Here is a 24,741-nt window from a genome sequence, read left to right on the forward strand (position 1 = left end):
CCAACTCAGGCGCTGACCGGCTCGTCCAGCTGCAGGCGCTGGTTGCAGCGCGCGCTGATTTCGCGATACAGCTCGGCATTGTCTTGCAGATTTTTTTCCCGGGCCGGGAACATCTCCTGAAGCTTGCTCATCCAGGCGGCGGAAGCTACCTGCTCAGGGAAGCAGCGCTCGATCAGCTGAAGCATGATCGACACAGTCACCGAAGCGCCCGGCGAAGCGCCCAGCAAGGCCGCAATGGTGCCATCCTCAGCGGCCACCAACTCGGTGCCGAATTGCAGGATGCCGCCCTTCTTCTCGTCTTTCTTGATGATCTGCACGCGCTGACCGGCGACTTCCAGGCGCCAATCGGCCGGGTCGAGTTCCGGGTAGAACTTGCGCAGGGCATCTAGACGCTGCTCCATGGACTGCATCACTTCCTTGACCAGATAGCGCGTCAGGTCCAGATTGTCGCGCGCCACGGCAAGCATCGGGCCGATGTTGCTCGGGCGCACCGACAGCGGCAGATCGAGGAACGAGCCGTTCTTAAGGAACTTGGTAGAGAAGCCGGCATAGGGTCCGAACAGCAGGGATTTCTTGCCATCGACCACGCGGGTATCCAGGTGCGGCACCGACATGGGCGGCGCGCCCACTTCAGCCTGGCTGTACACCTTGGCCTGGTGCTTGGCGACCACTTCGGGATTGTCGCAGCGCAGCCACTGGCCGCTGACCGGGAAACCGCCAAAGCCCTTGCCTTCGGGAATGCCGGACATCTGCAGCAACGGCAGTGCGCCACCGCCGGCGCCGAGGAACACGAAGCGTGCACTCAGCTCGCGGCTGCCACCCTGCTTGGTGTCCTGGATCTCTACGCTCCAGCCTTCGCCATTGCGCTCAACACCCTTGACCTTCTGGTTGTAGGTCACCTTGGCGCCGTCCAGCGTGGACAGATAGTTGAGCAACTCTTTGGTGAGTGCACCGAAGTTGACGTCAGTGCCACTTTCCACTCGGGTGGCGGCAATGGCTTCGTCCTCGGGGCGACCCGGCATCATCAACGGCATCCACTCGCTGAGGGTGCCGCGATCTTCGGAGTACTGCATGGTTTCGAAGGCATGATGCGCGCTCAGCGCATCAAAACGCTTCTTGAGGAAGTCGATATCCTTGGCGCCGCGCACGAAACTCAGGTGCGGGACCGGATTGATGAAGGAGCGCGGAGAACCCAAACCGCCCTTATCCATCAGATAGGACCAGAACTGCTTGGACACTTCGAACTGGCTGTTGATCAGCACGGCTTTCGTGATATCGATGGAGCCGTCGGGCGCCTGCGGGGTGTAGTTCAGCTCACAGAGGCCAGCGTGACCGGTGCCGGCGTTGTTCCAGGGGTTGGAACTTTCGACCGCTCCGGATTCCATCAGCTCGACGATTTCCAGCTTGAGGCTGGGGTCGAGTTCTTTCAACAGCACAGCCAGGGTGGCACTCATGATACCGGCGCCGACCAGTACCACATCCACGGCTTCTTTTTCGTTGCGCGCCATTAACGCTTCTCCAATCTGCAACACCTAAAAATTCACGGCAGTCACGCCTGGGTGCGAATTGCACATTCAGGGCCGGGAGGTTGCAAAGGAGTCCCGTAGCGCCTGACAGGGTGTCATGCCCGATCCGTTCGCATGCGACGCCAGGCGTCTGCACGCACAGTCGCCCGTAGGCGGCTGTCAGCTCGTGATCGTCGGGTTCAGGGTGTGTAAACAGGATTAAAGGGCAGGTACATCAATGCCTTAGTCTTCATTTGCTCGCCACACTCTTGTGAAGTTGTGAAAAACCGTCTTCTCACGCTCTTTTGGAGTCGTGAACCTCAAAGGTCGACTGCCGCAGTCACATTTCTCGCTGACAACCTGCGACACACCGTATTGCTACGAGAGCGTGTTGAGCGTCTTTGACAAGAGCAAGTGGCTGGCATAAAGGCAGCACGAAATAGGCGTCTCTCTGGGACTCGGCTGCCAATCGAATACTCTTCAATGGAAGTGCCGCGCCCATGCAGGAGGCGTCCTTAATTATCGCGGGGGATTATACCGGTGGAAAACGTGAAAGTGACCGTTTGCCACGACTTTAATCACCGCTTAGGCAGTATCTCGCGAAACGATCTGGCGCAGCATCCGACCATAGACGCATAACGGAACTCCCTACCCAACCGTCGGTCTGTTGGCTGCTCAGGACGCTGGGTATACTGCCATCACGCCCTGTTTTGGAGATTTACGTTTATGTTGAACCGCCTATCGCTGGGGCTGCTTGCAGTCGCCAGCCTGCTGTTGACCGGTTGCGCCCTTAGCCCGCAGCAACTCAGCCCGCAACCCAAACTCAAGACTGAACTGGTCGCCGTCGGCCAGGGCCAGCCCGTCGTGGTTCGGGTTGTCGATCAGCGCCCCTCTCCTGATCTCGGCACTCGCGGTGGTCTGTATGCCGAGACCAGCGCAGTCAGCGTGCCCAGCGCGAATATCCTGCCGCAACTGCAGGCGCAGACTGAAGCCGCGGTTCGCCTGCTTGGCTTCGTGCCCTCGCCAGCCGCCAGCAATGCGCCGCAATTGACGGTGATTCTGGACAGCCTCAAGTATCAGTCGCCCAAGGAAGGCGTGTATGTCACCGAGGCCAACATCGCTGCCACGCTCAAGGCCGAAGTGCAGAACAGCTCGCGCCGCTACAACGGTCGTTACACCGCGACACTCAACCAACGCTTTGGCATGGCACCCAACCAGGCCACCAACACCAAGCTGGTCAGCGACGTTCTCAGCGATGCGCTGACGCGCCTGTTCAAGGACCCGACCATCGGCCAGCTGCTCGCCGAATAAGTGGTTCAGGGCTGGAAAGCCAGAACGGCTTTCCAGCCTCTCCCTATCTCTCTGCCACGTTACAGCGGCAGTTCAGCCTTGATACGGTACTGATTGCGTACCGGATTGGCGTACTGAAGGATCAGATAAGGCCGCTGCTCAACCGGGCAGGAGTGCAGGCGGCGCTGCCATTCAGCCTCGGCCTTGGCCAACTCCTCAACCCCGAACAGCTGCCGCGCTTCGGGCACATTCAGCTCTGCCTCGCGACCCTCCCACACGGCGTAGGCCAGGTAATTCACGGGGAACAGCCGATAACCACCGAGAATTCGCCGGTCCATTTCCTGCGCCACCTGCTTAGCATCCTCCCACTGCGCATCCACCTGCTCGCCAAAGGCTATATGCACGCGACCCTTGTAGCCGGTGATGCCCAGGGCGATGCTCGCATCGTCTTCACCGGGTGCCTTGGTGTAGCTGCCCGTCGTGGCGCGGGTGTACAGCTCGCGCGCCTTGGCCTGGTCGCAGGGGTCGTATTCGTAGCTGATCGACACCGGCACCAGACCCAACCCGCCGATCACCTCGGCGAACGGCTCGTCCTTGCGAGCCATATGGAACATCTTCAGGATCGCTGAATCGGTACGGTCGTCTCCGTCCTTGGCACGTCCCTCGGCCTGGGCGATCCAGATCGACTCGCCCTCCTCCCGAATCGAGTGGTTGATGTAGGCCGACAGCAATTGGAACGCCGCCAGCTTCTCGCGCCGCCCACTGATCGAGCGATGCACGATAAAGCTCTTGTTCAAGCGCATCAGGTCGCTCACAAACGGGCGCTGCAGGAGATTGTCGCCAATGGCGATGCGCGGCGTCGGCAGTCCGGCATGGTAAACGGCATAGTTGACGAAGGCCGGGTCCATAACGATATCGCGGTGATTGGCCATGAACAGGTAGCTTTTTCCGGCCTGCAGCCGCTCCAGGCCGGAATAGCTGATGCCGTCGGTGGCCCGCCTGATGGCACGCTCTACGTAGGGCTCAATCTTTTCCTGTAAAGCAGCCACACTGTCGATAGGCTTCAGTTCACGGCGCAAGCGGTAGCCAATCAGCGGCTTGAGCATCCAACCAAACAGGCTGGTCAATTGCGGAAAGCGATAGCGGGTGAGCATCGCGAGAAGTTCAGGATCACTGCACAAACGCGCCAGAACGGCGGGTACTTCCTGGTCGTTATACGGACGGATGGCGTCAAAGGGGCCCATCATGCTCTCTTGTGTTACAGGTAAGACCGGCCCCGGCGGAGCGCGGAAAATTAGCCGGCAATTATACTCACAAGTCACGGGAGAGGCGCATGCTGCAGGATATACGCAGGTATAGTTGCCCGTATTGTGGCGAGCTGGCTGAAGCCCTGCTGGATCTTTCCGTTGAAGAACAGGAGTACATCGAGGACTGTCCCGTGTGCTGCCGACCGATCCGTTTTGTGCTGCACAACGATGGTCAGCACTGGCAGCTCGACCTTTATCGTGAGGACGATTAATGCAGCATATCTATCTTCCCGCCGACCTGCTCGAAGCCCAGGTGTTGCGGGCCATGCTAGCCAGCGAGAATATTGCCGCGCATATCGGTGGCGAACATCTACTCGGCGCGATAGGCGAACTGCCTGCCGCCGGCCTGCTGGTGCTGTCGGTCAGCGATGAGCAGGCCGAACGAGCCCGTCTGCTGATCGCCGCGTACAATGCCGCGCAACCGCTGCCTGTTGAAGAACCGCCTAGTTGTCCCGGCGAGTTGCTGTGCTGATTTCCTGACTGAGTACCGATAGCCCATGAGTGGCCGCTTCGCCCTGTTCCGCTGGACCCCCGCCCTGGCCGCCCTGCCCGGCTTTCCCACCACCTTGCAAGCGCACTGGAATCTCGCCCCGGGCGCCCAGGTGTTGCTGCTGCGCGATATTCAGGGCGAACGTCACGCCGCCCTGGCACGCTGGGGCCTGACGCCGCCCTGGCTAACGGATCTGTCCCGCACGCCGGCCCACGCCCGCGCAGAAACCCTGGCCGAGCAGCCGATGTTTCGCGAGGCCTTTCGCCTGCGGCGCGGCCTACTGCCCATCAATGGGTTCTACGAATGGCGTGGCGTGCGTAAACGTCCTTACTGGGTCAGCGACGAAACGAGTCTGATGTACTGCGCCGTGCTCTGGGAAGCCTATCCGGCGGGAGATCAGGTGTATTTGAGCCTGGCCATGATTACCCAGGCCGCTGCGACTCTGCGTCGCCCGCTGCTGCTGGATGAGGCCGAGCAGCAGACCTGGCTGGATACGCAAACGCCTGCCGCATCATTGAAATCGCTACTGGCCAAGCCACCCGCTCTTTTACGCGAGCGCGCCTTGGCAACCTTCGTCAATGATCCGCAACTGGATGGCCCGGAGTGCCTCACGCCAGCGTGAGCATCAACCGGGACGACGGACTGAAAAGGCCAAAGAAAAAAGGAAGCCGCCTAAGCACTTGGGGAAGGCTTGGGGTATAGGGCGGCCTCCTGGAAAACTTGGTCAATCCGTGCCGCGCCAGGCGGTGGATGACAACGCCGAGCAGATTAAGACCTGAACATGCATTGTGAAAATTTTGCTTATCAATGCCTTCCATAGCAAACGCCTATCTATCCATGTTGCTTTTCCCACCCCGCCAAAATCGGTAAGGTCCTCGCTCCATCAATCAAGGAGTCCTCAATGCCCACCCCAACCCTCAGCGGACCGCAGTATTTACGTGAAGGCTTGAAACTGGTGCTCAGTCCCGGTCTGCGCCTCTTCGTTTTGTTGCCGCTGACGATCAACCTTGTGCTGTTCGCCGCGCTCATTGGCCTCGCCCTTCAGCAATTCGGTCTATGGGTTGATTATTTCATGCCCAGCCTGCCGGACTGGCTCAGTTTCCTCGAGTACCTGCTATGGCCGTTGTTTGTGGTCCTGGTGCTGTTGATGGTGTTCTTCACGTTCACTCTGCTGGCGAACATCATCGCCGCGCCATTCAATGGCTTTTTGTCAGAAAAAGTCGAAGTGGTCGTGCGCGGCCAGGACCACTTCCCGCCCTTTAGCGGCGCCGAGCTGCTGGCCATGGTGCCCCGTACGCTGGGCCGCGAGGCGCGCAAGTTGGCCTATTTTCTGCCACGCGCCCTGGCGTTGCTGGTGCTCTCGCTTATCCCCGGCCTGAACCTGGTCGCCGCGCCCCTGTGGCTGCTGTTCGGTGTCTGGATGATGGCGGTGCAATACATCGACTACCCCGCAGACAACAACAAGCTGGGCTGGAACGAGATGCTCGCCTGGCTGCGCGCCAAGCGCTGGCAGAGCCTGGGATTTGGCGGCATCACCTACCTGGCCCTGCTGGTGCCTGGCCTGAACATCCTGATGATGCCCGCGGCGGTGGCCGGTGCCACGGTATTCTGGGTGCGTGAAGGTGGGGAAACCCAGCTGCAACAGCCTCTCTGACACGCGATATCCACAACCAAAAAGGCCGCCGATGCAATGGCATCGGCGGCCTTTTTGGCAAGCGCTCATACCGTCAGGCCAGCGCTTTCTCGATCGCCTGGATCAGCGCCGGGTCTTCCGGGGTGGTACGCGGCGAAAAACGCGCCAGTACACGCCCATCGCCCCCGACGAGAAACTTCTCGAAATTCCAGGTGATGTCGCCCGGAAACTCGGCGCCCTCACCCGCCAGCAAGCGGTACAACGGATGCCGACCCGGCTCGTTGACCTCAAGTTTGCTGCTCATGGGGAAACTGACCCCATAGTTGCGTTGGCAAAAAAGAGCGATTTCCTCATCGCTTCCCGGCTCCTGCTCAGCGAATTGATTGCAGGGCACACCCAATACAGAAAATCCCCGTTCGCAATACTGCCGGTGCAATGTTTCCAGGCCGGCGTACTGTGGAGTCAGGCCACAATGGGAGGCGACATTGACCACCAACATTACCTGCCCCTTGTAAGGAGAGAGTGGCAACTCCTGCCCATCCAAGGCACGCAACGTAAGGTCATGGAAGGCACTCATGGGAAAACTCCTTATATACACAACAAATTGCGCGACATGAAAAAGGCGTCCTCTGGACGCCTTTTCTTGTCTCAGCGTAGCAGTAGAACTCAGTGGTGGTGGCCACCCTCGCCGTGGATATGACCGTGAGCGATTTCTTCCGGACTGGCCTCGCGAACGGCGACGATCTTCACATCAAAGTGCAGACGCTGTCCGGCCAACGGGTGATTGCCGTCGACGATGACGTTATCGCCATCGATGTCGCGGATGGTGACGATCTGCATGCCACCGTCGGGCGCCGAAGCATGGAACTGCATGCCGACTTCCAGCTCTTCCACACCTTCGAACATGTCACGACCCAAAGTAGCCACCAGCTCAGCGCTGTATTCGCCGTAGGCTTCTTCAGGCTCAATGGCGACCTTCACTTCGTCACCGGCCTGCTTGCCCTCCAGGGCTTTTTCCAGGCCGACGATCAGATTGCCAGTACCGTGCAGATACACCAGCGGCGCGCCACCGGCGGAGCTGTCAATCACCTCACCGGCATCGTTGGTGAGGGTATAGTCGATGGAGACAGCCTTGTTAGTGGCGATCAGCATGGGGTGAGACCTTTTGCATAAGAATTTGGAGGGCGCAAGTTTACCCGTGACCCAGCCCGAATGCGACCCGAACACAGACAGGCGGGCATGGCCACGCCTGCTGGGATTTAAGCAGGATGAGCACGGCCATTGGATTGCACTACTCTCCTGCGGACACACCCAGCATTTACGTCACCAGCCGCCCTGGCAGTCACGCGCCTGGGTGCTGGATGCCGAACGGCGTCGCCAGCAGCTCGGCCAGCCCTTCGACTGCGGTTGGTGTCGTCAGCAGGTACGGCTCACCGATAAGGAGTCCTGATGAGCGCTCGCAATATTCTTGTCATCAACTGCGGTAGCTCCTCCCTCAAATTCGCACTGATAAACCAGGCGCACTCCCAGCCCTTGCTCAGCGGCTTGGCCGAACGCCTGGACAGTCCCGAAGCAACCCTGCACTGGTGGCGCAGCAGTCACGTTCGCGAGCACCTGGCATTGCCCGGTGCCGATCACCGCATTGCACTGGAGCATTTATTGCCGATGATCAACGATGCCTGCGGCGGACGTCTGCACGGCATCGGCCATCGCGTGGTGCATGGCGGCGAGCATTTCACCCAATCCTGCCTGGTCGACGATGCCGCCCTGCAGGCCATTCGCGCCACGGTCACCCTGGCACCGCTGCATAATCCGGCAAATCTGCTCGGCATCGAAACCACCCTGAACCTTTATCCACAACTGCCCCAGGTCGCCGTGTTCGACACCGCTTTTCACCAGAGCATGCCGGAGCATGCCTTTCGTTACGCCCTCCCAGAGCAGCTCTACCGTGAGCAGGGCGTGCGCCGCTACGGTTTTCACGGCACCAGCCACCGCTATGTAAGCCAGCGGGCCGCAGAGATTACCGGCTTGGCGGTGGGAGACAGTTGCTGGCTGACCGCGCACCTGGGCAATGGCTGCTCCACCTGTGCCGTAGTGGACGGCCAAAGCCGCGACACCAGCATGGGCCTTACGCCGCTGGAAGGACTGGTAATGGGTACGCGCAGCGGCGATGTCGACCCCAACCTGCACAGCCATCTGGCCCGCACGCTGGGCTGGAGCCTGGAGGACATCGAACGTCTGCTCAACCATGAAAGCGGCCTGCTCGGCCTGTCTGGCTTGTCAAACGACATGCGCAGCCTGGAACAGGCGCGCAGCCAGGGTCATCGTGCGGCCACACTGGCCATTGAAGTGTTCTGCTACCGTCTGGCCAAATCGCTGGCCTCGCTGATCTGTGCCCTACCGCGCATGGACGGCGTGATCTTCACCGGCGGCATCGGTGAAAACTCACCCCTGGTGCGCAGTAAAACAGTCTTCTATTTATCCTTGCTCGGCCTGAGCGTGGACAAAGTCGCCAATGCCCGCTGCGTCGGTGGCGTGACGGGTGAGATCAATCCCCCTGCATACCCTCGCATCCTGGTGATCCCGACCAACGAGGAAAAGCAGATCGCCCTGGACACCCTGACGCTGCTAAATAGCTGACCTCGACGACCTTCGGGGACACTCGGTTTGCCTGGAACCAACATGCCTCGAGGCGTGACCGGGCGGTCAACCACCGCACTTGCAGTTCAGTGAACAATCGTTACTCTGGCGGCATTTTCAACTCGACGTTCCGAGAATTCCGCCGATGCTGAGCTTTCTGCCTGCCCCTTTGCGTGGCGTCATCGCCATGCTGATCCTGATCCTGAACACGCTGTTCTGGTGTTGGCCTTTATTTGCCTTGTCCTTGCTCAAGCTGCTGTTGCCCTTTGCGCCGATACAACGCGCGCTGCGCTTCGCCATGCATTGGGTCGCGGAAACCTGGATCGGCATCAACTGCTTCTGGATGGATCTGGTGCAACCGACCCGCTGGGACGTGCAAGGGCGCGACCTGGTCGACTTGGTGCACTCCTACCTGGTCAGCAGTAATCATCAGAGCTGGGCGGACATTCTAGTCCTGCAATATCAGTTCAACCGACGCATGCCCATTCTCAAGTTCTTCCTCAAGCAAGAGCTGATTTGGGTCCCCGTAATTGGCTTGTGCTGGTGGGCGCTGGAGTTCCCGTTCATGAAGCGCTACAGCAAGGAATACTTGCGCAAGAACCCTCACAAGCAGGGCCAGGACCTGGCTACTACGCGCAAGGCATGCGAGCGCTACAAGACCAACCCCGTGTCGGTGTTCAACTTTCTGGAAGGCACCCGCTTCACACCAGCCAAGCATGACCAGCAGCAGTCACCCTACCGCCACCTGCTCAAACCCAAGGCCGGCGGCATTGCCTTTGTGCTGGATGCCATGGGCGAGCAACTAGAATCAATGATCGACGTGACCATTCACTATCCCGATGGTCGCCCAAGTTTCTGGGACCTGCTCTGTGGTCGCATCACCCGAGTGGTCATGCGCATCCACAAGCGTCCAATCCCTGCCGAGTTCATCGGCCAGAACTATGACCAGGACGAAACCTATCGCCAAGGCTTCCAGCAGTGGGTCAATCAACTCTGGGCAGAAAAGGACGCCGAACTGGAACAGTTGCACCGCGATTTTCCGGTCGTTGGCAGCAAATAACACCCCCTTCGAGAACAACGCACCCACAAAAAAACCCGCCATTGGCGGGTTTTTTATCATGTGACTCTTATTGCTGCGGCGGCAGCAGGGTGATTTCCACCCGGCGATTCTGCGCGCGGCCAGCTTCGTTGGCGTTGCTGGCGATCGGCTGGTTCGGACCCACGCCGTAGGCAGAGATACGCGACCCGGCGATGCCCTTGGTGGTCAGGTAGTTGGCCACGCTCAGCGCGCGGTGGTTGGACAGGTTCTGGTTCAGCTGCAGCGAACCGGTGCTGTCGGTGTGACCCACAATGTTGATGCCGTTCTTGTTGAACTCTTTGAATACCAGAACCAGCGAATCCAGAGTCGGGTGGAAACTGCTGGTGATATTGGCCGAACTGCTGGCAAAGGTGATGTTGCCCGGCATGATCAAGATCAGGTTGTCGCCGTCGCGCTGGACCTGTACGCCCGAGTTCAGCAGGGTCTGGCGCAGCTTGGCTTCTTGATTGTCCACATAAGCGCCGTAGCCACCTGCGGCAGCACCACCGACGGCGGCGCCAATCAGTGCGCCCTTGGTACGGTCCTTCTTGCTCGACGTTGCAGCGCCGATTGCAGCGCCAGCCACTGCCCCCAGACCACCATAAACACCCACCTTGCCGGCTTGCTGCTCACCGGTGTAAGGATTGTTTGTGCAGCCGACCAGCAGTGCGACGCTGGCGGCAACAGCGGTCAGGTTAAGCCAGTTCTTCATAGATACTTCCTTCGGATTTTTCTGTTGAGAGTCTCGCCCCGGCCCCTTGGAGCCAGTGGCAGGAGAGAAGTTCCGCGCAAGATTATCAGTGCCGGACGTCTATTACAGCGACACTGTAACCACAACCTTTAACTGCAGGCGGGCACTGCTTAGTTAACGGCGATCGAGGATGAAAGCCCACAATAGAGCCTTGTGGCAACCGCACTGCGGCTCAACCCATCGAGGGTTCAGGCTTTCACGAAGGGGTTTTCGCGCATTTCATCCCCCAAGCGAGTATCCGGACCATGTCCGGTGACCACTATGGCGTCTTCATCCAGGGTATAGAGGCGCTCACGAATGGAGCGCTCGATGCTGGCGTAATCACCTCCCCACAGATCAGTGCGGCCAATGCCACGGCGAAACAGCGTGTCGCCAGCGATCAGCAGTTTGTCCTGGGGAAACCAGAAACTCATCGAGCCCGGTGTATGACCCGGAGTATGCAGCGCCACCCCGCAACCGCAGGCCAGCGCTTCATCGTCGGCTAGCCAATGGTCCGGCGCCGGTACCGGTACGTAAGGTACGCCGAACATCTGGCACTGCAGCTCGAGGTTGTCCCAGAGAAACTGGTCATCCTTGTGCAGGTGCAAGGTCGCGCCGGTCTTTTCCTTCATTTGCCCGGAGGCCAGGAAATGATCGAGGTGGGCATGGGTATGAATGATGCTGACGACCTTCAGCCCCAGCGCGTCCAGCCGCGCCAGGATCAGCTCGGGGTCGCCGCCCGGATCGACCACAATGGCGTTACCAGTCAACGAATCGCCGATGATCGTGCAGTTGCACTGCAAAGGGCCGACGGGAAAGGTTTCACGAATCAGTGTGCTGGAGACGGCCATTCAAAAAACTCCTGGACATGGCGTACCACGACGCCCGTGCGGATCAACTCCGCAGGGCGCCACGGTTATCAACGTGCGTTGAGCTGTTGCTGCAGGTTTTGCACCTGGCTTTGCAGGGCATTGATGTTGCGGGTCATCTGCGCGCGGAAGGTGTCGAACTCGGCGGCGGTCCCTCCGGTGGGGCTGCTCTGGCTCTCCAGCTTGTTGCGCAACAACGTCAGTTCCTGCTCCAGACGCTTGATGGTTTGCGCCGGGTTCTGTTTTTTCAGGGCCTGCAGGTCGGCACCCAGACTCTTGAGCTGCGTACCGAACTGGTTCTGCGCTTCACCTTGCGCGTTCAGCTGGGTTTCCAGCCGCTTGACCTCACCTGGCAGGGCGCCCTTGAGGGTGCCCAGCTCGACGCCCAATCCCTTGAGGCGCTCATTGAACTTGTCGGCAACTACGCCTTGCGCCTTCAACTGGCTATCCAGTGCTTCGATGCGCTTGTCCTGTTGAGCTGCTTGAACCTTAACCTGCCGGCCCATGGCTTCAAGCTTGCCATTCAGCTGGCTCACTTGCAGCTTCAGGGCCTCGGTGCCGGAGGCCACTGTACTTTCCGTGGCGACCACCTTGCCCGTGATGTCCTGAATGCGACCGGCCGCCTCCTCACTGATGCGGGCGAAACTTTCCTGGGTGGCAACCAATTGCTGGGCCATTTGCGTGATCTGCTGATGGCTCCACCAAGCCAGCCCACCCAAGGCGAGCACTGCCGCCAGCAATAGCGTCCACAACAGCCCAGTGGCGGGGCTGCGCTGGATCGGGGCAGCTGCCTTTCGTGGCTCTTTGTGTTCCTGCCCGGCCTCCGTTTCTGCAGCGACGAGAGCTTTGCTACGGCGCTCGCGGGGCTCGGCAGTCAGGCTCGGCAGATCACCCAGATCATCGAAAGCATCGTTACGCATAAAAATCCTTGAAAAGACACGTTTAGCTGCGAGCCCGCGAGTATACCCGCTCTCCGGCTCGCCAACAGTTCAGCTAAGGGTGCAGTAAGGCGCATTGCATTAAAAACGTCCAGCAGGCCGCTCGACCGCACTCACCCGCGCCGGGCGAGGTTACGTTCGGCTTTGACCAACCAGGTCGGCACGGTACGCACCAGGTGCTCGGTAAGACGGTTCAGCAATTCACCACCGTTGCGCCAATGGTGCCAATACAGCGGCACATCCACTGGAGTGTCGGCAACCACTTCGCACAGCGCGCCGCTGGCCAGTGATTCACGCACCTGCAACTCGGGCACCAGCCCCCAACCTATACCTGCCTCGATCAGGCGTACGAAGCCCTCCGAGGACGGACATAAATGATGGACAAAGCCACCCTCGATACCCAGCGCCGACAAGTAGCGATGCTGCAAGCGGTCATCGGGTCCAAACACGATAGCCGGCACGCCGGTCAACGCACGCAACGACACGCCATCGGGAAGGTGCCGCTCGAGAAAGTCCGCGCTGGCCAGGGCTCGATAACGCATGCTGCCCAGCGCCAGGCTTCGCGCCCCGGCAACAGGCCGTTCCACTGCACACAGGCAAGCCGCCACTTCGCCGGCGCGCATGCGCTTGAGGCCGACATCCTGATCTTCCACCAGTAAGTCCAGGAGTAGAGGCTGCTGGGCACTGAACGCGCCGATGGCCGGTGCCCACCAGGTCGCCAGGCTGTCGGCGTTCAGGGCAACGCGTAAACGCTGGGTCGAACTGCATTCATCGAGGTCGGGAATCAGGTCGCCCAGGTCACTTTCCAGCAGCCTGACTTGCTGCACATGGTTGAGCAGGCGCCGTCCCATCTCAGTGGGTTCGGGGGGATTGGCCCGGATCAGAACCGGCTGGCCGACTCGGGTCTCTAATAATTTGATGCGCTGCGACACGGCCGATTGCGACAGCCCCAGGACCTGAGCGGCGCGGTCAAAGCCACCCTGCTCCACAACGGCACCCAGGGCGGCCAACAATTTATAATCAAACAAAAATTAGATCTCCTAATGAGCCATCAGCAAGATTCATTTTCCTTATATAAAACGGAAGGTCAGAATCTGCATCAAGTTCCGCTTACCCAAGCCTTTACCAACCAAAAGTTGATCTCCATGAACACTCCTTTGTGGCAAAGCTATGTCAATGGTCTGCTGATTGCCGCAGGGCTGATCATGGCCATAGGTGCGCAAAACGCCTTCGTTCTGGCTCAGAGTCTGCGGCGCGAGCATCACTTACCGGTGGCGGCGCTATGTGTGATCTGCGATGCCTTGCTGGTTGCCGCTGGGGTATTCGGCCTGGCCACGCTGCTGACGCAGAACCCACTCTGGCTGAGTTTCGCTCGCTGGGGTGGCGCGGCCTTTCTGCTGTTTTATGGCAGCCAGGCCCTTTATCGAGCCTTGCGCCCGCAAGGCGGGCTACAGACAACAAGAAACGCTCCGCGTTCCCTTCAGGCTGTAATGCTCGCCGCGCTGGCCGTAACCCTGCTTAACCCCCACGTCTATCTCGATACCGTGCTGCTGATCGGTTCGCTTGGCGCTCAGCAGCCGATGCCGGGTGCGTATGTAATCGGCGCCGCCAGCGCTTCGCTGCTGTGGTTTTTCACCTTGGCCCTCGGTGCAGCCTGGCTTGCTCCTTGGCTGGCCCGACCGCTCACCTGGCGACTCATCGATCTGGCAGTGGCCATCATGATGTACACCATAGCCGTGCAATTGCTGCTCAACACCTGAGGCTAACAGCCAGCGCGACATGCAATTCACTCACTGCCCGTGCGCCGGCCAACCGCAGGCCGCACCGTTTCGTAAAGGCTCTGGCACCGGCCCTCTTGCAGGATGCCGCGTGGCTAAGCCTGAGCCGCGGTGCTATGATCCCGTCTTCGCAGCAAGGGAGTACAAACTCCCAGTCAACCGCCAGCGATCCACTGCCGGCCGCCTGCCTTGCCCTGATGAAACAAAGGAGAACCTTCCATGGCTTTTGAATTGCCTGCTCTGCCGTACGCACAGAACGCCCTCGAGCCGCACATCTCTGCCGAGACGCTGGAATATCACTACGGCAAGCACCACAACACCTACGTGGTGAACCTGAACAACCTGATTCCGGGCACCGAGTTCGAAGGCAAGTCTCTGGAAGAGATCATCAAGACCTCCTCCGGTGGCATCTTCAACAATGCCGCCCAGGTGTGGAACCACACCTTCTATTGGCACTGCATGAAGCCCAACGGTGGTGGTCAGCCGACTGGCGCGCTGGCCGACGCCATCAACGCTTCCTTCGGCTCCTTCGACAAGTTCAAGGAAGAGTTCAGCAAGGTTTCCATCGGCACCTTCGGTTCCGGCTGGGGCTGGCTGGTGAAGAAGGCGGACGGCTCCCTGGCCCTGGCCAGCACCATTGGCGCAGGCAACCCGATGACCAGCGGTGACACCCCGCTGCTGACCTGCGACGTCTGGGAACACGCCTACTACATTGACTACCGCAACGCTCGCCCGAAGTACGTCGAGTCGTTCTGGAACCTGGTCAACTGGGACTTCGTGGCCAGCAACTTCGCTGCCTGAAGCCAGGCCGTACATCAAGCCTGACTTGGTGCACAGTATTGACGCCCCGCCTTAGAGCGGGGCGTTTTTGTTTCCAAAGATGCAAATCCAGGCGCTACCATCAGCCGCTTTTTCACGCCACGGGCCTGCCCCCTTGCAACTGTGATGAACCGCACACTTACCCCGGACCTTTTCGGCATTTTCCTAAAGTCTTCGACTCACCATCCGACACAGAGCAGTAGAAGCCACGCAGTAAGACGCCTTACTCAAGCGCACGCGTTCTGGACTCCTGCCGGAACCTGTTCCAACAGGGCAACTCACCGGCAACCAGGACTGTCCAGGCCGCTCAAGGAATTCGCCTTTTGATGCAGGAACACAAACACAGCTTGTCGCTCAAGCTGCTCTGGGTCGTGCTGCTAGCCGCATTGACCGTCAGCCTGGTGGTGAGCTGCGGGCAGATCCTCTACCAGATCCACCAGACCCGTCAGGCAATCGACCAGGATGCCACCCGCATTCTTGACATGTTCCGCGCCTCCTCCACGCAAGCGCTGCATAGCTTGGACAGGGAGATGGCAGAGTGGGTGATAGAAGGCATGTTCCAGGACGAGGCCACACATTTCGCATCCCTGGGCCAGGCCGGAGAACCGCCGCTGGCCGAACGTAGTCGCGCCCTGCAGCAAACGACCCAGCGCGCCCTGACCGACAGGCTGCTCGGGCCCACGCATTCCTTTGCCAGCCCTCTGAGCGAACCCGTTCAGCCTCCTCAGGGCATCCTGAGCCTGACGCTGGATACCGCTTCGTATGGGCGCACGCTCATCCACGCTTCGCTGATGACTCTCCTGACCGGCGTTCTTGGCTCCCTGGGTTTGACGTTGCTGCTCTACGTGATCTTCCGGCAGTTCAACCCCCTGCAGCGAAGTTTCCGCAATCGGGTGCACATCAAGCAAGACAGTTCCGGCGAGCATCGACTCACCACGCTCGAGGACCATCAGCACAATCAACCGGCCCATTGGATAACCACCTCCGAGCACCCGCTCAGCGGGATCGATCGCCACACCCCATTGCGGCGTGAAGCCGAAGCCGACCTGCACCACATTGCCCTCTACGATTACCTCACCGGCCTGCCCAATCGGCAGTTGCTGCAAGCCGAACTCCAGCAACAGCTCAACGACGCCAAGCGCCGCCAGCGGATGGTTGCCGTGCTCTGCCTAGGCCTGGATGATTTTCACGAGATCAATGAACGCTTCAGCTATCACACCGGTGATCGCCTGCTGCTGGCCCTGGCTGACTATTTGCGCGGCTACTGCCTACAGCCCGGCTGCCTGTCCCGGCTGGGCAGTGACCAGTTCGCCATGATCCAGATCGATATCAGCCAGCCCTATGAAGCGGCTGAACTGGCACAAAGGATTCTCGATGGGCTCGACACCCCTTTCGTCCTGGACGGTCAACCCATTCGGCTGCATGCCACCTTTGGCATCACCCTGTTCCCCAACGACAGCAACAACGCCGAAGAACTGCTGCAAAAAGCCGAACAGACCATGACCCTGGCCAAGCGCCGCTCGCGGAACCGCTATCAGTTCTATATCGCCAGTGTCGATCGAGAAATACGCCACCGGCGCGAGCTGAACAAGGACCTGCTCCACGCCCAGGAATTGGGACAATTGCACCTGGTTTACCAACCGCAACTGAATTATCCCGACCGGGCCGTGTGTGGTGTCGAAGTCCTATTGCGCTGGACTCACCCTGTGCATGGCGCCATTGCGCCTGATTTTTTCATTCCCATCGCCGAACAAAGTCGTTGCATCCTGAGCATCGGCGCCTGGGTGCTGGACGAAGCCTGCCGCCAGTTGCGCGAATGGCACGATCAGGGGTTCGACAATTTACGCATGGCGGTCAACCTGTCCACCGTGCAATTGCACCATGCCAACCTGCCGAGCCAAGTGGATCAACTGCTGCGCTATTACCGCCTGCCCGCCGGCAGTCTGGAACTCGAAATCACCGAAACAGGATTGATGGAAGACATCGGCACCGCCGCCCAGAACCTGCTCAGCCTGCGTCGCGCCGGTGCGTTGATTGCCATCGACGATTTCGGCACCGGTTATTCATCGCTCAGTTACCTCAAGAGCCTGCCGCTGGACAAGATCAAGATCGACCGGAGTTTTGTGCGAGACCTGAGCGAGGATGCAGACGATGCGACCATCGTCCGCACGATCATTCAGCTCGCACGCAACCTCGGCATGCAGGTGATTGCCGAAGGCGTGGAAACGTCCGCCCAAGAGCGTTACGTCATTGAGCAGGGATGCGATGAAGGGCAGGGTTATTTCTACAGCAAACCGCTGGCCGCCGCCGATCTGACCGCCTTTCTGCACCAGGCCCGCGTGCTCGGCAAGAACCCCCACGCGTTCGTCAACGGCTGAACCTGGCAAGCAGCCATATGCGACACACCTGCGTGCCCGCGAGCGCTTATAGCCCCTGATTGATCAGCACGGCCTTACGCACCTACCTGTCAGGCACACCAAGGCGCTCAGGAGCGCCTGTCCACGCAGATGCCGAACCGCCCCTTCCTTGCCGCTACTAGACAAAATGAATGACTGCGCCTCGCCAGGTTTGTAGAGCCGATGCCAGTCAGCACACGAGGTGGCCTGCCGATATCGCTGCTTGGCCTCCATCTGGGCGGCTATCTGCACCCGTTGCCACTCGGCGTCATCCAGCCGGCCATTGAGATTGCCGTCGAAACGGCGCAGCAGGCCGGCGAAATCCTTTTTTGCCACGACCAGGACTATCGCCACCGTCAGACTCGAATTCATACAGCCTCTGGAACCGATACGAGAAAAGAAGCGGATTCTATGCCGCACACCAAAACGGGGGGTTGACCACTCTCGCGAGTTTTTTATCGCAGCGCCCCTTTCGCTTAATGCAAATCTTTCGCATTATGTTGTCGGTTTGCCTGTACCCCTTCTGGCTTCCTCTCTCGAACGCAAAGGATTTCGCCCATGCTCCGTACTCCCCTGGCCTCCGCCAGCCTGCTCGCCCTTGCCATCGCCCTGGCAGGCTGCGGCGACAATAACAACGAGACGACCACTGCCAGCACGCCGGCAGCCAGTGTTGAACAATCCGCCCCCGCGCAAACGAGCCAACTGGACCAGGCCACCGCCAAGGCCGTGGTCAGCCATTACGCGGATATGGCCTACGCGATCTTCAGCGACGCCGCCAGTACGGCGAAAACCCTGCAGACTGCTATCGATGCTTTCCTCGCCACGCCCAACGACGCCACTCTGCAAGCTGCAAAAGACGCCTGGGTAGCCGCCCGCGTGCCCTACATGCAGACCGAAGTGTTCCGCTTCGGCAACCCCAACGTTGACGACTGGGAAGGCCAGGTCAACGCCTGGCCGCTGGATGAAGGCCTGATCGACTACGTGGTCGAGGATTACCAGCACGCCCTGGGCAACCCCGGCGCCACCGCCAACATCATTGCCAACACCCAGATCCAGGTGGGGGAAGAACAGCTCGATGCCAGTGAAATCACCGGCGAACTGCTGGCCAGCCTGAATGAACTGGGCGGTTCCGAGGCCAACGTCGCCACCGGTTACCACGCCATCGAATTTCTGCTCTGGGGCCAGGACCTCAACGGCACCAATGCCGGCGCAGGTCAGCGCCCCGCCAGCGACTTCATGGTCGGTGCAGACGCCACCGGCGGGAATAACGAGCGCCGCCGCGCCTACCTGAAGGCGGCCACCGACCTGCTGGTCGCCGACCTGGACGAAATGGTTGCCCAGTGGCAACCCAACGACGCCGACAACTACCGCGCCAGCCTGGAAGCCGAATCCGCCGAGAATGGCCTGCGCAAGATGTTCTTCGGCATGGGCAGCCTGTCCCTGGGCGAACTGGCCGGCGAGCGCATGAAAGTCTCCCTGGAAGCCAACTCCACCGAAGACGAGCACGACTGCTTCAGCGACAACACCCACAACTCGCACTTCTACAATGGCAAGGGCATCCGCAACATTTACCTGGGCGAATACCGCAAGGTCGACGGCAGCACCCTGTCCGGCCCGAGCCTGTCCTCCCTGGTGGTCATGGCTGACGCCGCCACCGACGCCGCGCTGCAAGCCGACCTGGCCACCACCGAAGCCAAACTGCAGGCCCTGGTGGACAGCGCCGACAACGGCGTGCACTACGACCAGTTGATCGCCGCTGACAATACCGAAGGCCAGCAACTGATCCGCGACGCCATCGCCGCCCTGGTCAAGCAGACCACCTCGATCGAACAGGCCGCCGCCAAGCTGGGCATCGGCGACCTCAACCCGGACACCGCCGATCACGAATTCTGATTGCCGTTTGTCAACCTGCAGGCCGGGCTTTCCGGCCTGCAGGGTTTTTGGCCGCAACACACCCTCAGCACTCATCCAGATGCTCGTCTTTGCCTGATTCTTGCCCGAGTCTGTACCGGAGCTGTAAATGTCCGCCCTGCCCCACGGTTTCTTGCTCCTCTTTACGCTGTTCCTGGCCGCCTGCCGGGACGCCTCAGATCTGGATTTCACCCGCGCCGAACCCGGCGAAGCGCTGTCTGCAGGCTCGACCACCGTGCAGCGCAGCGATGTAAATGCCTTCTCACTGCCTTCAGCCAACCTGGCGCCCAGTCGCCGCCTGGACTTCAGCGTGGGCAACAGTTTCTTCCGTAATCCCTGGGTGATAGCCCCGGCCTCCACCACCGCTCGTGATGGCCTGGGACCGCTGTTCAACACCAACGCCTGTCAGAACTGTCACATCAAGGATGGCCGCGGTCACCCGCCAGCTGTCGGCGCCAGCCATTCGGTGTCCATGCTGGTGCGTTTATCGATCCCCGCCGGCGCCGAGCACCTGGCGGTGGTGGAAAAAAACGGTGTCGTGCCTGAGCCTGTTTATGGTGGGCAATTACAGGACATGGCCATTCCCGGCGTGACGCCCGAAGGGCGGGTGCGTGTTAGCTACGACTATTTCCCCGTGCAGTTCGCCGATGGCTTCGAAGTGGAGCTGCGCCAACCGCGCCTGGACATCGACCAGCTCGGCTACGGCCCCCTGCACCCGCAGACGCTGTTCTCTGTACGCATTGCGCCACCGATGATTGGCCTCGGCCTGCTCGAAGCCATTCCCGAAGCGGCGATTCTGGCCCATGCCGATCCGGAAGATAAAAACGGCGACGGCATCTCCGGACGCCCCAACCGCGTGCGCGACCAGCTCACCCAGCGGACCGTACTGGGCCGTTTCGGCTGGAAGGCCGGCCAGCCCAGCCTGGCCCAGCAGAACGCCGATGCCTTTTTCAACGACATGGGCCTGAGCAACTCCATTTTCACCGGCACCTCCTGCACGGCCGCCCAGCAGGACTGCCTGGCGGCGCCGGAGGGCGGCGATCCGGAAGTCAGCGACAGCATCTTCAAGCAGGTGCTGTTCTACACCCGCAACCTCGCCGTGCCGGCTCGCCGTACGGTCGATGCGCCCCAGGTATTGGCCGGCAAACGACTGTTCCATCAGGCCGGCTGCCAGAGTTGCCATATCCCCAGCTTCGTGACGGGCGCTGACGCCGCCGAGCCGGAATTGGCCAACCAAACCATTCGTCCCTATACCGACTTGTTGCTGCACGACATGGGCGAGGGCTTGGCCGACCATCGTCCGGAATTCCAGGCCAGCGGCCGCGAATGGCGCACCGCGCCACTGTGGGGCATTGGCCTCACCGAAACGGTCAACGGCCACACCCAGTTTCTCCATGACGGCCGCGCGCGCAACCTGCTCGAAGCCATCCTGTGGCATGGCGGCGAAGCCGAGGCAGCCCGCCAGCGCGTGCTGACCTTCGATGCCGACCAGCGCACCGCCCTGCTGGCGTTCCTGAATTCCCTTTAAGGAGTCACCATGTTCCGTCCTCTCCCGCTTGCCGTGATCTGCCTGAGCCTGATCCTCAGCGCCTGCAGCAAAGACCCGCACACCCAGGCCAGCCAGGCCCTGGCCGACAAGGTCTTGTTGCCGGCCTACAGCGCCTGGGCCACGGCTGACCAGCAACTGGCCGACAGCGCCAGCGCCTTTTGCGCCGGCACGCAGGACCTGGCGCAAGCGCGCCAGGCCTACCTCAGCGCACAAAGCAGCTGGTCCGCCCTGCACCCCCTGCAGCTTGGCCCGCTGGCCGAAGGCAATCTGGCCTGGCAAGTGCAGTTCTGGCCGGACAAGAAGAACCTGGTCGCGCGTCAGGTGGAAAACCTGCTCAACAGCAAGCCCCAGCTGACCCAGACCGATCTGGACAAGGGCAGCGTGGTGGTGCAAGGCCTCACCGCCTACGAATACCTGCTCTTTGACCCGAACATCGTCCTCAACGATGCCACGCAGAAAACCCGTTATTGCCCGCTACTGGTTGCCATCGGCAATCATCAACAGGCCCTCAGTGCCCACGTGCTGGAGCAGTGGCAAACCGACGTGGTCGAGCAGTTCAAGACCTTCCCCAACGCGCGCTACGCCGAAGCCCAGGAAGCCGTCGCCGACCTGCTGCGCACCCAGGTCTCGGCCATCGATGGCCTGAAGAAGAAACTCGGCACGCCCATGGGTCGCCTGAGCAAGGGCATACCGCAGCCGTTCCAGGCCGAAGGTTGGCGCAGCGACACCAGCCTGGCCAACCTCGGCGCCGCCCTGGCCAGCGCCGAACAGCTCTGGCTCGGTGGCGATAAGAATGGCCTGCGCAGCCTGCTGGGCAGTCATCAGCACGATCTGGCCGAACGCGTGAGCTTCGCCTACACCGACACCCGCCAGCGCCTCGCCGCACTGCAGCAGCCCTTGGGTGAGCTGCTCACCAGTGAGAGCGGACGCGAAGAACTGAACGCCTTGTACGACAGCCTCAACCGTCTGCATCGCCTGCAGGAAGGCGAACTGGCCAAGGCCCTCGGCATCCAGATGGGTTTCAACGCCCATGACGGCGATTGAGTCCAATAACGCCGATAGCACGCAATCTGTTTTGGTTTCACCAAGGACATAACCCTTTATGCAACGCCGCACTTTTCTTGGCCTGGGCAGCGCCCTGCTGGCCGCCGGCGCGTTCGGTGGCTGGACCCTGGTCAAGCAGGGCACACAGCCGCTGATGCTCTCCGCCCGCAACGATGCCGACGGCAATCACTACGCCGTCGGCTATTACCTGGATGGCACACAGGCCTTCGCCACCCGCGTCAACGAGCGCTGCCACGACGTGGAAGTGCATCCCAGCCTGCCTCTGGCGGTGTTCGTCGGTCGTCGACCCAGCCGTGAAAGCTACCTGATTGATCTGCGCGACGGCCGTCTGCTGCAGACCCTGGCCAGCCCGGCGCAGCGCCATTTCTATGGTCATGGCGTGTTCCATAAAGACGGCGAATTCTTCTACAGCACCGAGAACGACACCTCAGACCCTGGCCGTGGCCTGCTGGGTGTCTATCGCCTGCAGAACAACCAGTTAACGCGCGTTGCCGAACACCCCACCCACGGTATCGGTCCACACCAGTTGCTGTGGATGCCCGACGGCGAAACCCTGGCGGTGGCCAACGGCGGCATCCGCACCGAGGCCGACAGTCGCCAGATGCTCAATCTCGACAGTATGGAAGCCAGCCTGGTGTTGATGGCGCGCACCGGCGAACTGATCAGCAAGGAGCACCTTGAGCATCAGATGAACAGCGTGCGTCACATGGCCGTGGCCGGTGACGGCACCCTCGTCACCGGCCAGCAGTACGAAGGCGACCCCGAACACGCCGTGCCGCTGGTGGCCATCAAACGCCCCGGCCAGCCGTTCCAGCCCTTTCCCCTCGGCGACCTCCAGCGACAGGTGATGAACCAGTACACCGCCAGCGTGGCAATCCACGACGAACTGCGTCTGCTGGCCATCACCGCACCGCGCGGCAACCGCTTCTATGTGTGGAACCTGGACAGCAGCGAACTGCTGCTGGACACCGTCCTGCCCGATTGCGCCGGCGTAGCCGCCAGCCGCGATGGTTTCGTGGTCAGCGCCGGCATTGGCCGCTGCCGCCACTATGATTGCCGGGGACCGAAAATCCTCACCGAACCCCTTCAGCTGCCGGCCGGGCTCTGGGACAACCATTTGCGTCTGGCCTGAATGTAGGGGCGAATTCATTCGCCGAACACCGAGCCATCCGATACTGCGAGGGGACGACGAACCAAGCGGCTTGAAGCTTCGGCGTTCGTCGCAGCCATTGCGTGGCTTGTAGGTTGTGCGCCAGGCGAATGAATTCGCCCCTACCGTTTGCATGCCTGATGCGTAGGTAGCCTTGGGCGCGGCAGCTCGCTGGCATCGCGCCGATACCCATCACTATCCACCGCGATACGCTCAACGCCGTCTTACGCGCTCCTACGCTGTGTGCCGCTGAAGAATTTCCGCGCCTGGATTGCACCTTTGCCAACAGCGTCTAGCCTGTGACTCTTAACAGTTTTGTCAAAGCGTAAGGAAACCTTTTCATGACTGCTATTTTCACCACTGCCGAAGAGTTGATCGCCGCTGCGGGCCTGGATCTGGGCCATACCGACTGGCTGGAAATGACCCAGGAGCGCGTCAACCTGTTCGCCGAAGCGACCGGTGACCACCAGTGGATCCACACCGACCCGGTGCGCGCCGCACAGACCCCGTTTGGCGGCTGCATCGCCCATGGCTACCTGACCCAGTCATTGGCCAGCCAATTCATCATGCAGTTGCTGCGCGTCGACAACCTGCTCATGGGCGTTAATTACGGATGCGACAAGGTGCGTTTCCCGGCCCCCGTCAAGGTCGGCGCCCGCGTTCGCGGCCATGGTGTGATCCAAAAGGCCGAGCCGGTGGAGGGTAACGGCGTGCAACTCGCCGTGCGCGTCACCGTCGAGATCGAAGGCTCCGAGCGCCCCGGTTGCGTGGTCGATACCTTGAGCCGCTATATCTTCCTGCCGGCTGGGCGCTAACCCTCCGCCTTTCTTGCTGCACCGACTGGGCAGCAGAAAAGAAATAAAAAACGCCACGTCGCAGGACGTGGCGTTTTGGTTTCTGAGCAGCCGTCGACTGAGCACTCTGTAGGAGCCAGCTTGGGCGATGCGTTGCAATAACGTCGCCAATCGCCAGCAAGCTGGCGCCTACACACCCTCCCAAGCCATCCGAACGGCACCCTCAACAGTAGTTCAGTGCTCTACAGCCAGCGCCACGCCCTGACCGCCGCCGATGCACAGCGTGGCCAGCCCCTTGCTGGCGTCGCGGCGAATCAGTTCATGCAGCAGGGTGACCAGAATCCGACAGCCGGAGGCGCCGATCGGGTGGCCGAGGGCAATCGCCCCGCCGTTGACGTTGACCTTGGCGGCGTCCCAGCGCAGCTCCCGGCCCACCGCCAGCGCCTGCGCGGCGAAGGCTTCGTTGGCCTCGATCAGGTCGAGTTGCTCGAGGTCCCAACCGGCCTTGAACAGCACGCGACGGGTGGCGTCCACCGGGCCGATGCCCATGATCGCCGGGTCAACCCCCGCACTGGCGTAGCCGGCAATGCGCGCCAGCACCGGCAGGCGTAGCGCCTTGGCTTTGGCCGCGCTCATCAGCAGCACGGCGGCGGCGCCGTCGTTGAGGCTGGACGCGTTGCCGGCGGTGACGCTGCCGTCCTGCTTGAACGCCGGTTTGAGTGTGCCCAGCGACTCGGCGGTGGTACCGGCGCGCGGCTGCTCGTCGAGGACAAAAGCCAGCGGTTCGCCCTTGCGCTGG

The 24,741-nt window shown here is 60.9% G+C and carries 27 protein-coding genes; 16 read left to right on the forward strand and 11 right to left on the reverse strand.

Features of this window, described 5'->3' with window-relative positions:
• Positions 1 to 5 precede the first annotated feature (5 nt).
• Positions 6 to 1,508 carry a malate dehydrogenase (quinone) gene (mqo, locus tag ACTV8E_RS16015; RefSeq protein ID WP_443200163.1) on the reverse strand — a complete coding sequence of 501 codons (1,503 nt, stop codon included), beginning with the start codon at positions 1,506 to 1,508 and terminating at the stop codon, positions 6 to 8.
• Positions 1,509 to 2,231: 723 nt separating this feature from the next.
• Here mqo and ACTV8E_RS16020 point away from each other — a divergent pair.
• A complete protein-coding gene (locus ACTV8E_RS16020) occupies positions 2,232 to 2,816 on the forward strand; it encodes a YajG family lipoprotein (protein ID WP_443200164.1) in 585 nt (194 codons plus the stop codon).
• 59 nt (positions 2,817 to 2,875) lie between these two features.
• On the opposite strand, the gene ACTV8E_RS16025 is transcribed toward ACTV8E_RS16020, so the two are convergent.
• A complete protein-coding gene (locus ACTV8E_RS16025) occupies positions 2,876 to 4,042 on the reverse strand; it encodes a 1-acyl-sn-glycerol-3-phosphate acyltransferase (RefSeq protein WP_251837060.1) in 1,167 nt (388 codons plus the stop codon).
• 86 nt (positions 4,043 to 4,128) lie between these two features.
• On the opposite strand from ACTV8E_RS16025, the gene ACTV8E_RS16030 reads away from it, so the two are divergent.
• From ACTV8E_RS16030 to ACTV8E_RS16040, 3 genes are read left to right on the forward strand one after another with little or no spacing between them, the layout of a single operon-like run.
• Complete coding sequence (locus ACTV8E_RS16030) at positions 4,129 to 4,314, forward strand: CPXCG motif-containing cysteine-rich protein (RefSeq protein WP_433962707.1); 186 nt, start codon at positions 4,129 to 4,131, stop codon at positions 4,312 to 4,314.
• Positions 4,314 to 4,574 carry a putative signal transducing protein gene (locus ACTV8E_RS16035; RefSeq protein ID WP_251837061.1) on the forward strand — a complete coding sequence of 87 codons (261 nt, stop codon included), beginning with the start codon at positions 4,314 to 4,316 and terminating at the stop codon, positions 4,572 to 4,574. The genes ACTV8E_RS16030 and ACTV8E_RS16035 overlap by 1 nt, the downstream gene beginning before the upstream one ends.
• 25 nt (positions 4,575 to 4,599) lie before the next feature.
• Positions 4,600 to 5,214 carry an SOS response-associated peptidase gene (locus ACTV8E_RS16040; protein ID WP_443200165.1) on the forward strand — a complete coding sequence of 205 codons (615 nt, stop codon included), beginning with the start codon at positions 4,600 to 4,602 and terminating at the stop codon, positions 5,212 to 5,214.
• Here the strand turns inward: ACTV8E_RS16040 and ACTV8E_RS16045 are convergent.
• Positions 5,201 to 5,410 (reverse strand): hypothetical protein, encoded by a 210-nt coding sequence (locus ACTV8E_RS16045; protein ID WP_443200166.1) that lies wholly within the window; start codon positions 5,408 to 5,410, stop codon positions 5,201 to 5,203. The two genes, ACTV8E_RS16040 and ACTV8E_RS16045, sit on opposite strands and share 14 nt — an antisense overlap.
• 83 nt (positions 5,411 to 5,493) lie before the next feature.
• Here ACTV8E_RS16045 and cysZ point away from each other — a divergent pair, with 83 nt between their 5' ends.
• Positions 5,494 to 6,246, forward strand: coding sequence for a sulfate transporter CysZ (gene cysZ, locus ACTV8E_RS16050; protein ID WP_443200167.1), 753 nt, complete (start codon positions 5,494 to 5,496; stop codon positions 6,244 to 6,246).
• Positions 6,247 to 6,319: 73 nt separating this feature from the next.
• Here cysZ and ACTV8E_RS16055 read toward each other — a convergent pair whose 3' ends face one another.
• Complete coding sequence (locus ACTV8E_RS16055) at positions 6,320 to 6,802, reverse strand: glutathione peroxidase (RefSeq protein ID WP_251837064.1); 483 nt, start codon at positions 6,800 to 6,802, stop codon at positions 6,320 to 6,322.
• 89 nt (positions 6,803 to 6,891) lie between these two features.
• Complete coding sequence (locus ACTV8E_RS16060) at positions 6,892 to 7,377, reverse strand: FKBP-type peptidyl-prolyl cis-trans isomerase (RefSeq protein WP_251837065.1); 486 nt, start codon at positions 7,375 to 7,377, stop codon at positions 6,892 to 6,894.
• Positions 7,378 to 7,390: 13 nt separating this feature from the next.
• On the opposite strand from ACTV8E_RS16060, the gene ACTV8E_RS16065 reads away from it, so the two are divergent.
• The 3 genes from ACTV8E_RS16065 to ACTV8E_RS16075 all read left to right on the forward strand — a co-directional run bounded on the left by ACTV8E_RS16065 (position 7,391) and on the right by ACTV8E_RS16075 (position 9,925).
• Positions 7,391 to 7,675 carry a DUF3565 domain-containing protein gene (locus tag ACTV8E_RS16065; RefSeq protein ID WP_443200168.1) on the forward strand — a complete coding sequence of 95 codons (285 nt, stop codon included), beginning with the start codon at positions 7,391 to 7,393 and terminating at the stop codon, positions 7,673 to 7,675.
• Positions 7,675 to 8,865, forward strand: a complete 1,191-nt coding sequence (locus ACTV8E_RS16070; RefSeq protein ID WP_443200169.1) for an acetate kinase — start codon at positions 7,675 to 7,677, stop codon at positions 8,863 to 8,865. Before ACTV8E_RS16065 ends, ACTV8E_RS16070 begins: the two co-directional genes overlap by 1 nt.
• A gap of 145 nt (positions 8,866 to 9,010) precedes the next feature.
• Complete coding sequence (locus ACTV8E_RS16075; protein ID WP_443200170.1) at positions 9,011 to 9,925, forward strand: acyltransferase; 915 nt, start codon at positions 9,011 to 9,013, stop codon at positions 9,923 to 9,925.
• 67 nt (positions 9,926 to 9,992) lie between these two features.
• Here ACTV8E_RS16075 and ACTV8E_RS16080 read toward each other — a convergent pair whose 3' ends face one another.
• The 4 genes from ACTV8E_RS16080 to ACTV8E_RS16095 all read right to left on the reverse strand — a co-directional run bounded on the left by ACTV8E_RS16080 (position 9,993) and on the right by ACTV8E_RS16095 (position 13,508).
• Positions 9,993 to 10,655: an OmpA family protein gene (locus ACTV8E_RS16080; protein WP_273537765.1), complete on the reverse strand. Its 663-nt coding sequence runs from the start codon at positions 10,653 to 10,655 to the stop codon at positions 9,993 to 9,995.
• Between the two features lie 227 nt (positions 10,656 to 10,882).
• Entirely contained in the window at positions 10,883 to 11,524 is a 642-nt protein-coding gene (locus ACTV8E_RS16085; RefSeq protein ID WP_443200171.1) for an MBL fold metallo-hydrolase, read from the reverse strand.
• Between the two features lie 68 nt (positions 11,525 to 11,592).
• Entirely contained in the window at positions 11,593 to 12,462 is an 870-nt protein-coding gene (locus tag ACTV8E_RS16090; RefSeq protein ID WP_443200172.1) for an ATPase, read from the reverse strand.
• Between the two features lie 131 nt (positions 12,463 to 12,593).
• Positions 12,594 to 13,508 carry a LysR family transcriptional regulator ArgP gene (locus ACTV8E_RS16095; RefSeq protein ID WP_443200173.1) on the reverse strand — a complete coding sequence of 305 codons (915 nt, stop codon included), beginning with the start codon at positions 13,506 to 13,508 and terminating at the stop codon, positions 12,594 to 12,596.
• A 129-nt stretch (positions 13,509 to 13,637) separates the two neighbouring features.
• On the opposite strand from ACTV8E_RS16095, the gene ACTV8E_RS16100 reads away from it, so the two are divergent.
• The 3 genes from ACTV8E_RS16100 to ACTV8E_RS16110 all read left to right on the forward strand — a co-directional run bounded on the left by ACTV8E_RS16100 (position 13,638) and on the right by ACTV8E_RS16110 (position 17,455).
• Positions 13,638 to 14,240, forward strand: a complete 603-nt coding sequence (locus ACTV8E_RS16100; protein ID WP_443200184.1) for a LysE/ArgO family amino acid transporter — start codon at positions 13,638 to 13,640, stop codon at positions 14,238 to 14,240.
• A 237-nt stretch (positions 14,241 to 14,477) separates the two neighbouring features.
• On the forward strand, positions 14,478 to 15,059 hold the full coding sequence (gene sodB / locus ACTV8E_RS16105) for a superoxide dismutase [Fe] (protein WP_251837073.1): 582 nt from the start codon (positions 14,478 to 14,480) through the stop codon (positions 15,057 to 15,059).
• A gap of 341 nt (positions 15,060 to 15,400) precedes the next feature.
• The gene (locus ACTV8E_RS16110; RefSeq protein ID WP_443200174.1) at positions 15,401 to 17,455 is read left to right on the forward strand and encodes a putative bifunctional diguanylate cyclase/phosphodiesterase; all 2,055 of its coding nucleotides are present in this window, start codon (positions 15,401 to 15,403) and stop codon (positions 17,453 to 17,455) included.
• A 63-nt stretch (positions 17,456 to 17,518) separates the two neighbouring features.
• Here ACTV8E_RS16110 and ACTV8E_RS16115 read toward each other — a convergent pair whose 3' ends face one another.
• Complete coding sequence (locus ACTV8E_RS16115; RefSeq protein ID WP_443200175.1) at positions 17,519 to 17,845, reverse strand: hypothetical protein; 327 nt, start codon at positions 17,843 to 17,845, stop codon at positions 17,519 to 17,521.
• Between the two features lie 186 nt (positions 17,846 to 18,031).
• On the opposite strand from ACTV8E_RS16115, the gene ACTV8E_RS16120 reads away from it, so the two are divergent.
• From ACTV8E_RS16120 to ACTV8E_RS16140, 5 genes are all read left to right on the forward strand, one after another.
• Positions 18,032 to 19,366 carry an imelysin family protein gene (locus ACTV8E_RS16120; protein ID WP_443200176.1) on the forward strand — a complete coding sequence of 445 codons (1,335 nt, stop codon included), beginning with the start codon at positions 18,032 to 18,034 and terminating at the stop codon, positions 19,364 to 19,366.
• Positions 19,367 to 19,493: 127 nt separating this feature from the next.
• Complete coding sequence (locus tag ACTV8E_RS16125) at positions 19,494 to 20,912, forward strand: di-heme oxidoreductase family protein (protein WP_443200177.1); 1,419 nt, start codon at positions 19,494 to 19,496, stop codon at positions 20,910 to 20,912.
• A 9-nt stretch (positions 20,913 to 20,921) separates the two neighbouring features.
• Positions 20,922 to 21,977: an imelysin family protein gene (locus ACTV8E_RS16130; protein ID WP_443200178.1), complete on the forward strand. Its 1,056-nt coding sequence runs from the start codon at positions 20,922 to 20,924 to the stop codon at positions 21,975 to 21,977.
• Between the two features lie 58 nt (positions 21,978 to 22,035).
• On the forward strand, positions 22,036 to 23,130 hold the full coding sequence (locus tag ACTV8E_RS16135; RefSeq protein WP_251837078.1) for a DUF1513 domain-containing protein: 1,095 nt from the start codon (positions 22,036 to 22,038) through the stop codon (positions 23,128 to 23,130).
• 359 nt (positions 23,131 to 23,489) lie between these two features.
• Positions 23,490 to 23,963, forward strand: a complete 474-nt coding sequence (locus tag ACTV8E_RS16140) for a MaoC family dehydratase (protein WP_273537750.1) — start codon at positions 23,490 to 23,492, stop codon at positions 23,961 to 23,963.
• 213 nt (positions 23,964 to 24,176) lie between these two features.
• On the opposite strand, the gene ACTV8E_RS16145 is transcribed toward ACTV8E_RS16140, so the two are convergent.
• Positions 24,177 to 24,741 (reverse strand): acetyl-CoA C-acyltransferase (locus ACTV8E_RS16145; RefSeq protein WP_443200179.1); only part of this gene is annotated, 565 nt, incomplete at its 5' end.

Origin of the sequence: Pseudomonas sp. B392_1p (assembly GCF_052245235.1) — a bacterium.
Taxonomy (GTDB): domain Bacteria; phylum Pseudomonadota; class Gammaproteobacteria; order Pseudomonadales; family Pseudomonadaceae; genus Serpens; species Serpens gallinarum.

Bases quoted from the DNA above. Each gene is read 5' to 3' on its own strand.
- mqo (WP_443200163.1), bottom strand. From the start codon at position 1,508: ATGGCGCGCAACGAAAAAGAAGCCGTGGATGTGGTACTGGTCGGCGCC.
- ACTV8E_RS16020 (WP_443200164.1), top strand. From the start codon at position 2,232: ATGTTGAACCGCCTATCGCTGGGGCTGCTTGCAGTCGCCAGCCTGCTG.
- ACTV8E_RS16025 (WP_251837060.1), bottom strand. From the start codon at position 4,042: ATGATGGGCCCCTTTGACGCCATCCGTCCGTATAACGACCAGGAAGTA.
- ACTV8E_RS16030 (WP_433962707.1), top strand. From the start codon at position 4,129: ATGCTGCAGGATATACGCAGGTATAGTTGCCCGTATTGTGGCGAGCTG.
- ACTV8E_RS16035 (WP_251837061.1), top strand. From the start codon at position 4,314: ATGCAGCATATCTATCTTCCCGCCGACCTGCTCGAAGCCCAGGTGTTG.
- ACTV8E_RS16040 (WP_443200165.1), top strand. From the start codon at position 4,600: ATGAGTGGCCGCTTCGCCCTGTTCCGCTGGACCCCCGCCCTGGCCGCC.
- ACTV8E_RS16045 (WP_443200166.1), bottom strand. From the start codon at position 5,410: ATGGAAGGCATTGATAAGCAAAATTTTCACAATGCATGTTCAGGTCTT.
- cysZ (WP_443200167.1), top strand. From the start codon at position 5,494: ATGCCCACCCCAACCCTCAGCGGACCGCAGTATTTACGTGAAGGCTTG.
- ACTV8E_RS16055 (WP_251837064.1), bottom strand. From the start codon at position 6,802: ATGAGTGCCTTCCATGACCTTACGTTGCGTGCCTTGGATGGGCAGGAG.
- ACTV8E_RS16060 (WP_251837065.1), bottom strand. From the start codon at position 7,377: ATGCTGATCGCCACTAACAAGGCTGTCTCCATCGACTATACCCTCACC.
- ACTV8E_RS16070 (WP_443200169.1), top strand. From the start codon at position 7,675: ATGAGCGCTCGCAATATTCTTGTCATCAACTGCGGTAGCTCCTCCCTC.
- ACTV8E_RS16075 (WP_443200170.1), top strand. From the start codon at position 9,011: ATGCTGAGCTTTCTGCCTGCCCCTTTGCGTGGCGTCATCGCCATGCTG.
- ACTV8E_RS16080 (WP_273537765.1), bottom strand. From the start codon at position 10,655: ATGAAGAACTGGCTTAACCTGACCGCTGTTGCCGCCAGCGTCGCACTG.
- ACTV8E_RS16085 (WP_443200171.1), bottom strand. From the start codon at position 11,524: ATGGCCGTCTCCAGCACACTGATTCGTGAAACCTTTCCCGTCGGCCCT.
- ACTV8E_RS16090 (WP_443200172.1), bottom strand. From the start codon at position 12,462: ATGCGTAACGATGCTTTCGATGATCTGGGTGATCTGCCGAGCCTGACT.
- sodB (WP_251837073.1), top strand. From the start codon at position 14,478: ATGGCTTTTGAATTGCCTGCTCTGCCGTACGCACAGAACGCCCTCGAG.
- ACTV8E_RS16115 (WP_443200175.1), bottom strand. From the start codon at position 17,845: ATGAATTCGAGTCTGACGGTGGCGATAGTCCTGGTCGTGGCAAAAAAG.
- ACTV8E_RS16120 (WP_443200176.1), top strand. From the start codon at position 18,032: ATGCTCCGTACTCCCCTGGCCTCCGCCAGCCTGCTCGCCCTTGCCATC.
- ACTV8E_RS16125 (WP_443200177.1), top strand. From the start codon at position 19,494: ATGTCCGCCCTGCCCCACGGTTTCTTGCTCCTCTTTACGCTGTTCCTG.
- ACTV8E_RS16130 (WP_443200178.1), top strand. From the start codon at position 20,922: ATGTTCCGTCCTCTCCCGCTTGCCGTGATCTGCCTGAGCCTGATCCTC.
- ACTV8E_RS16135 (WP_251837078.1), top strand. From the start codon at position 22,036: ATGCAACGCCGCACTTTTCTTGGCCTGGGCAGCGCCCTGCTGGCCGCC.
- ACTV8E_RS16140 (WP_273537750.1), top strand. From the start codon at position 23,490: ATGACTGCTATTTTCACCACTGCCGAAGAGTTGATCGCCGCTGCGGGC.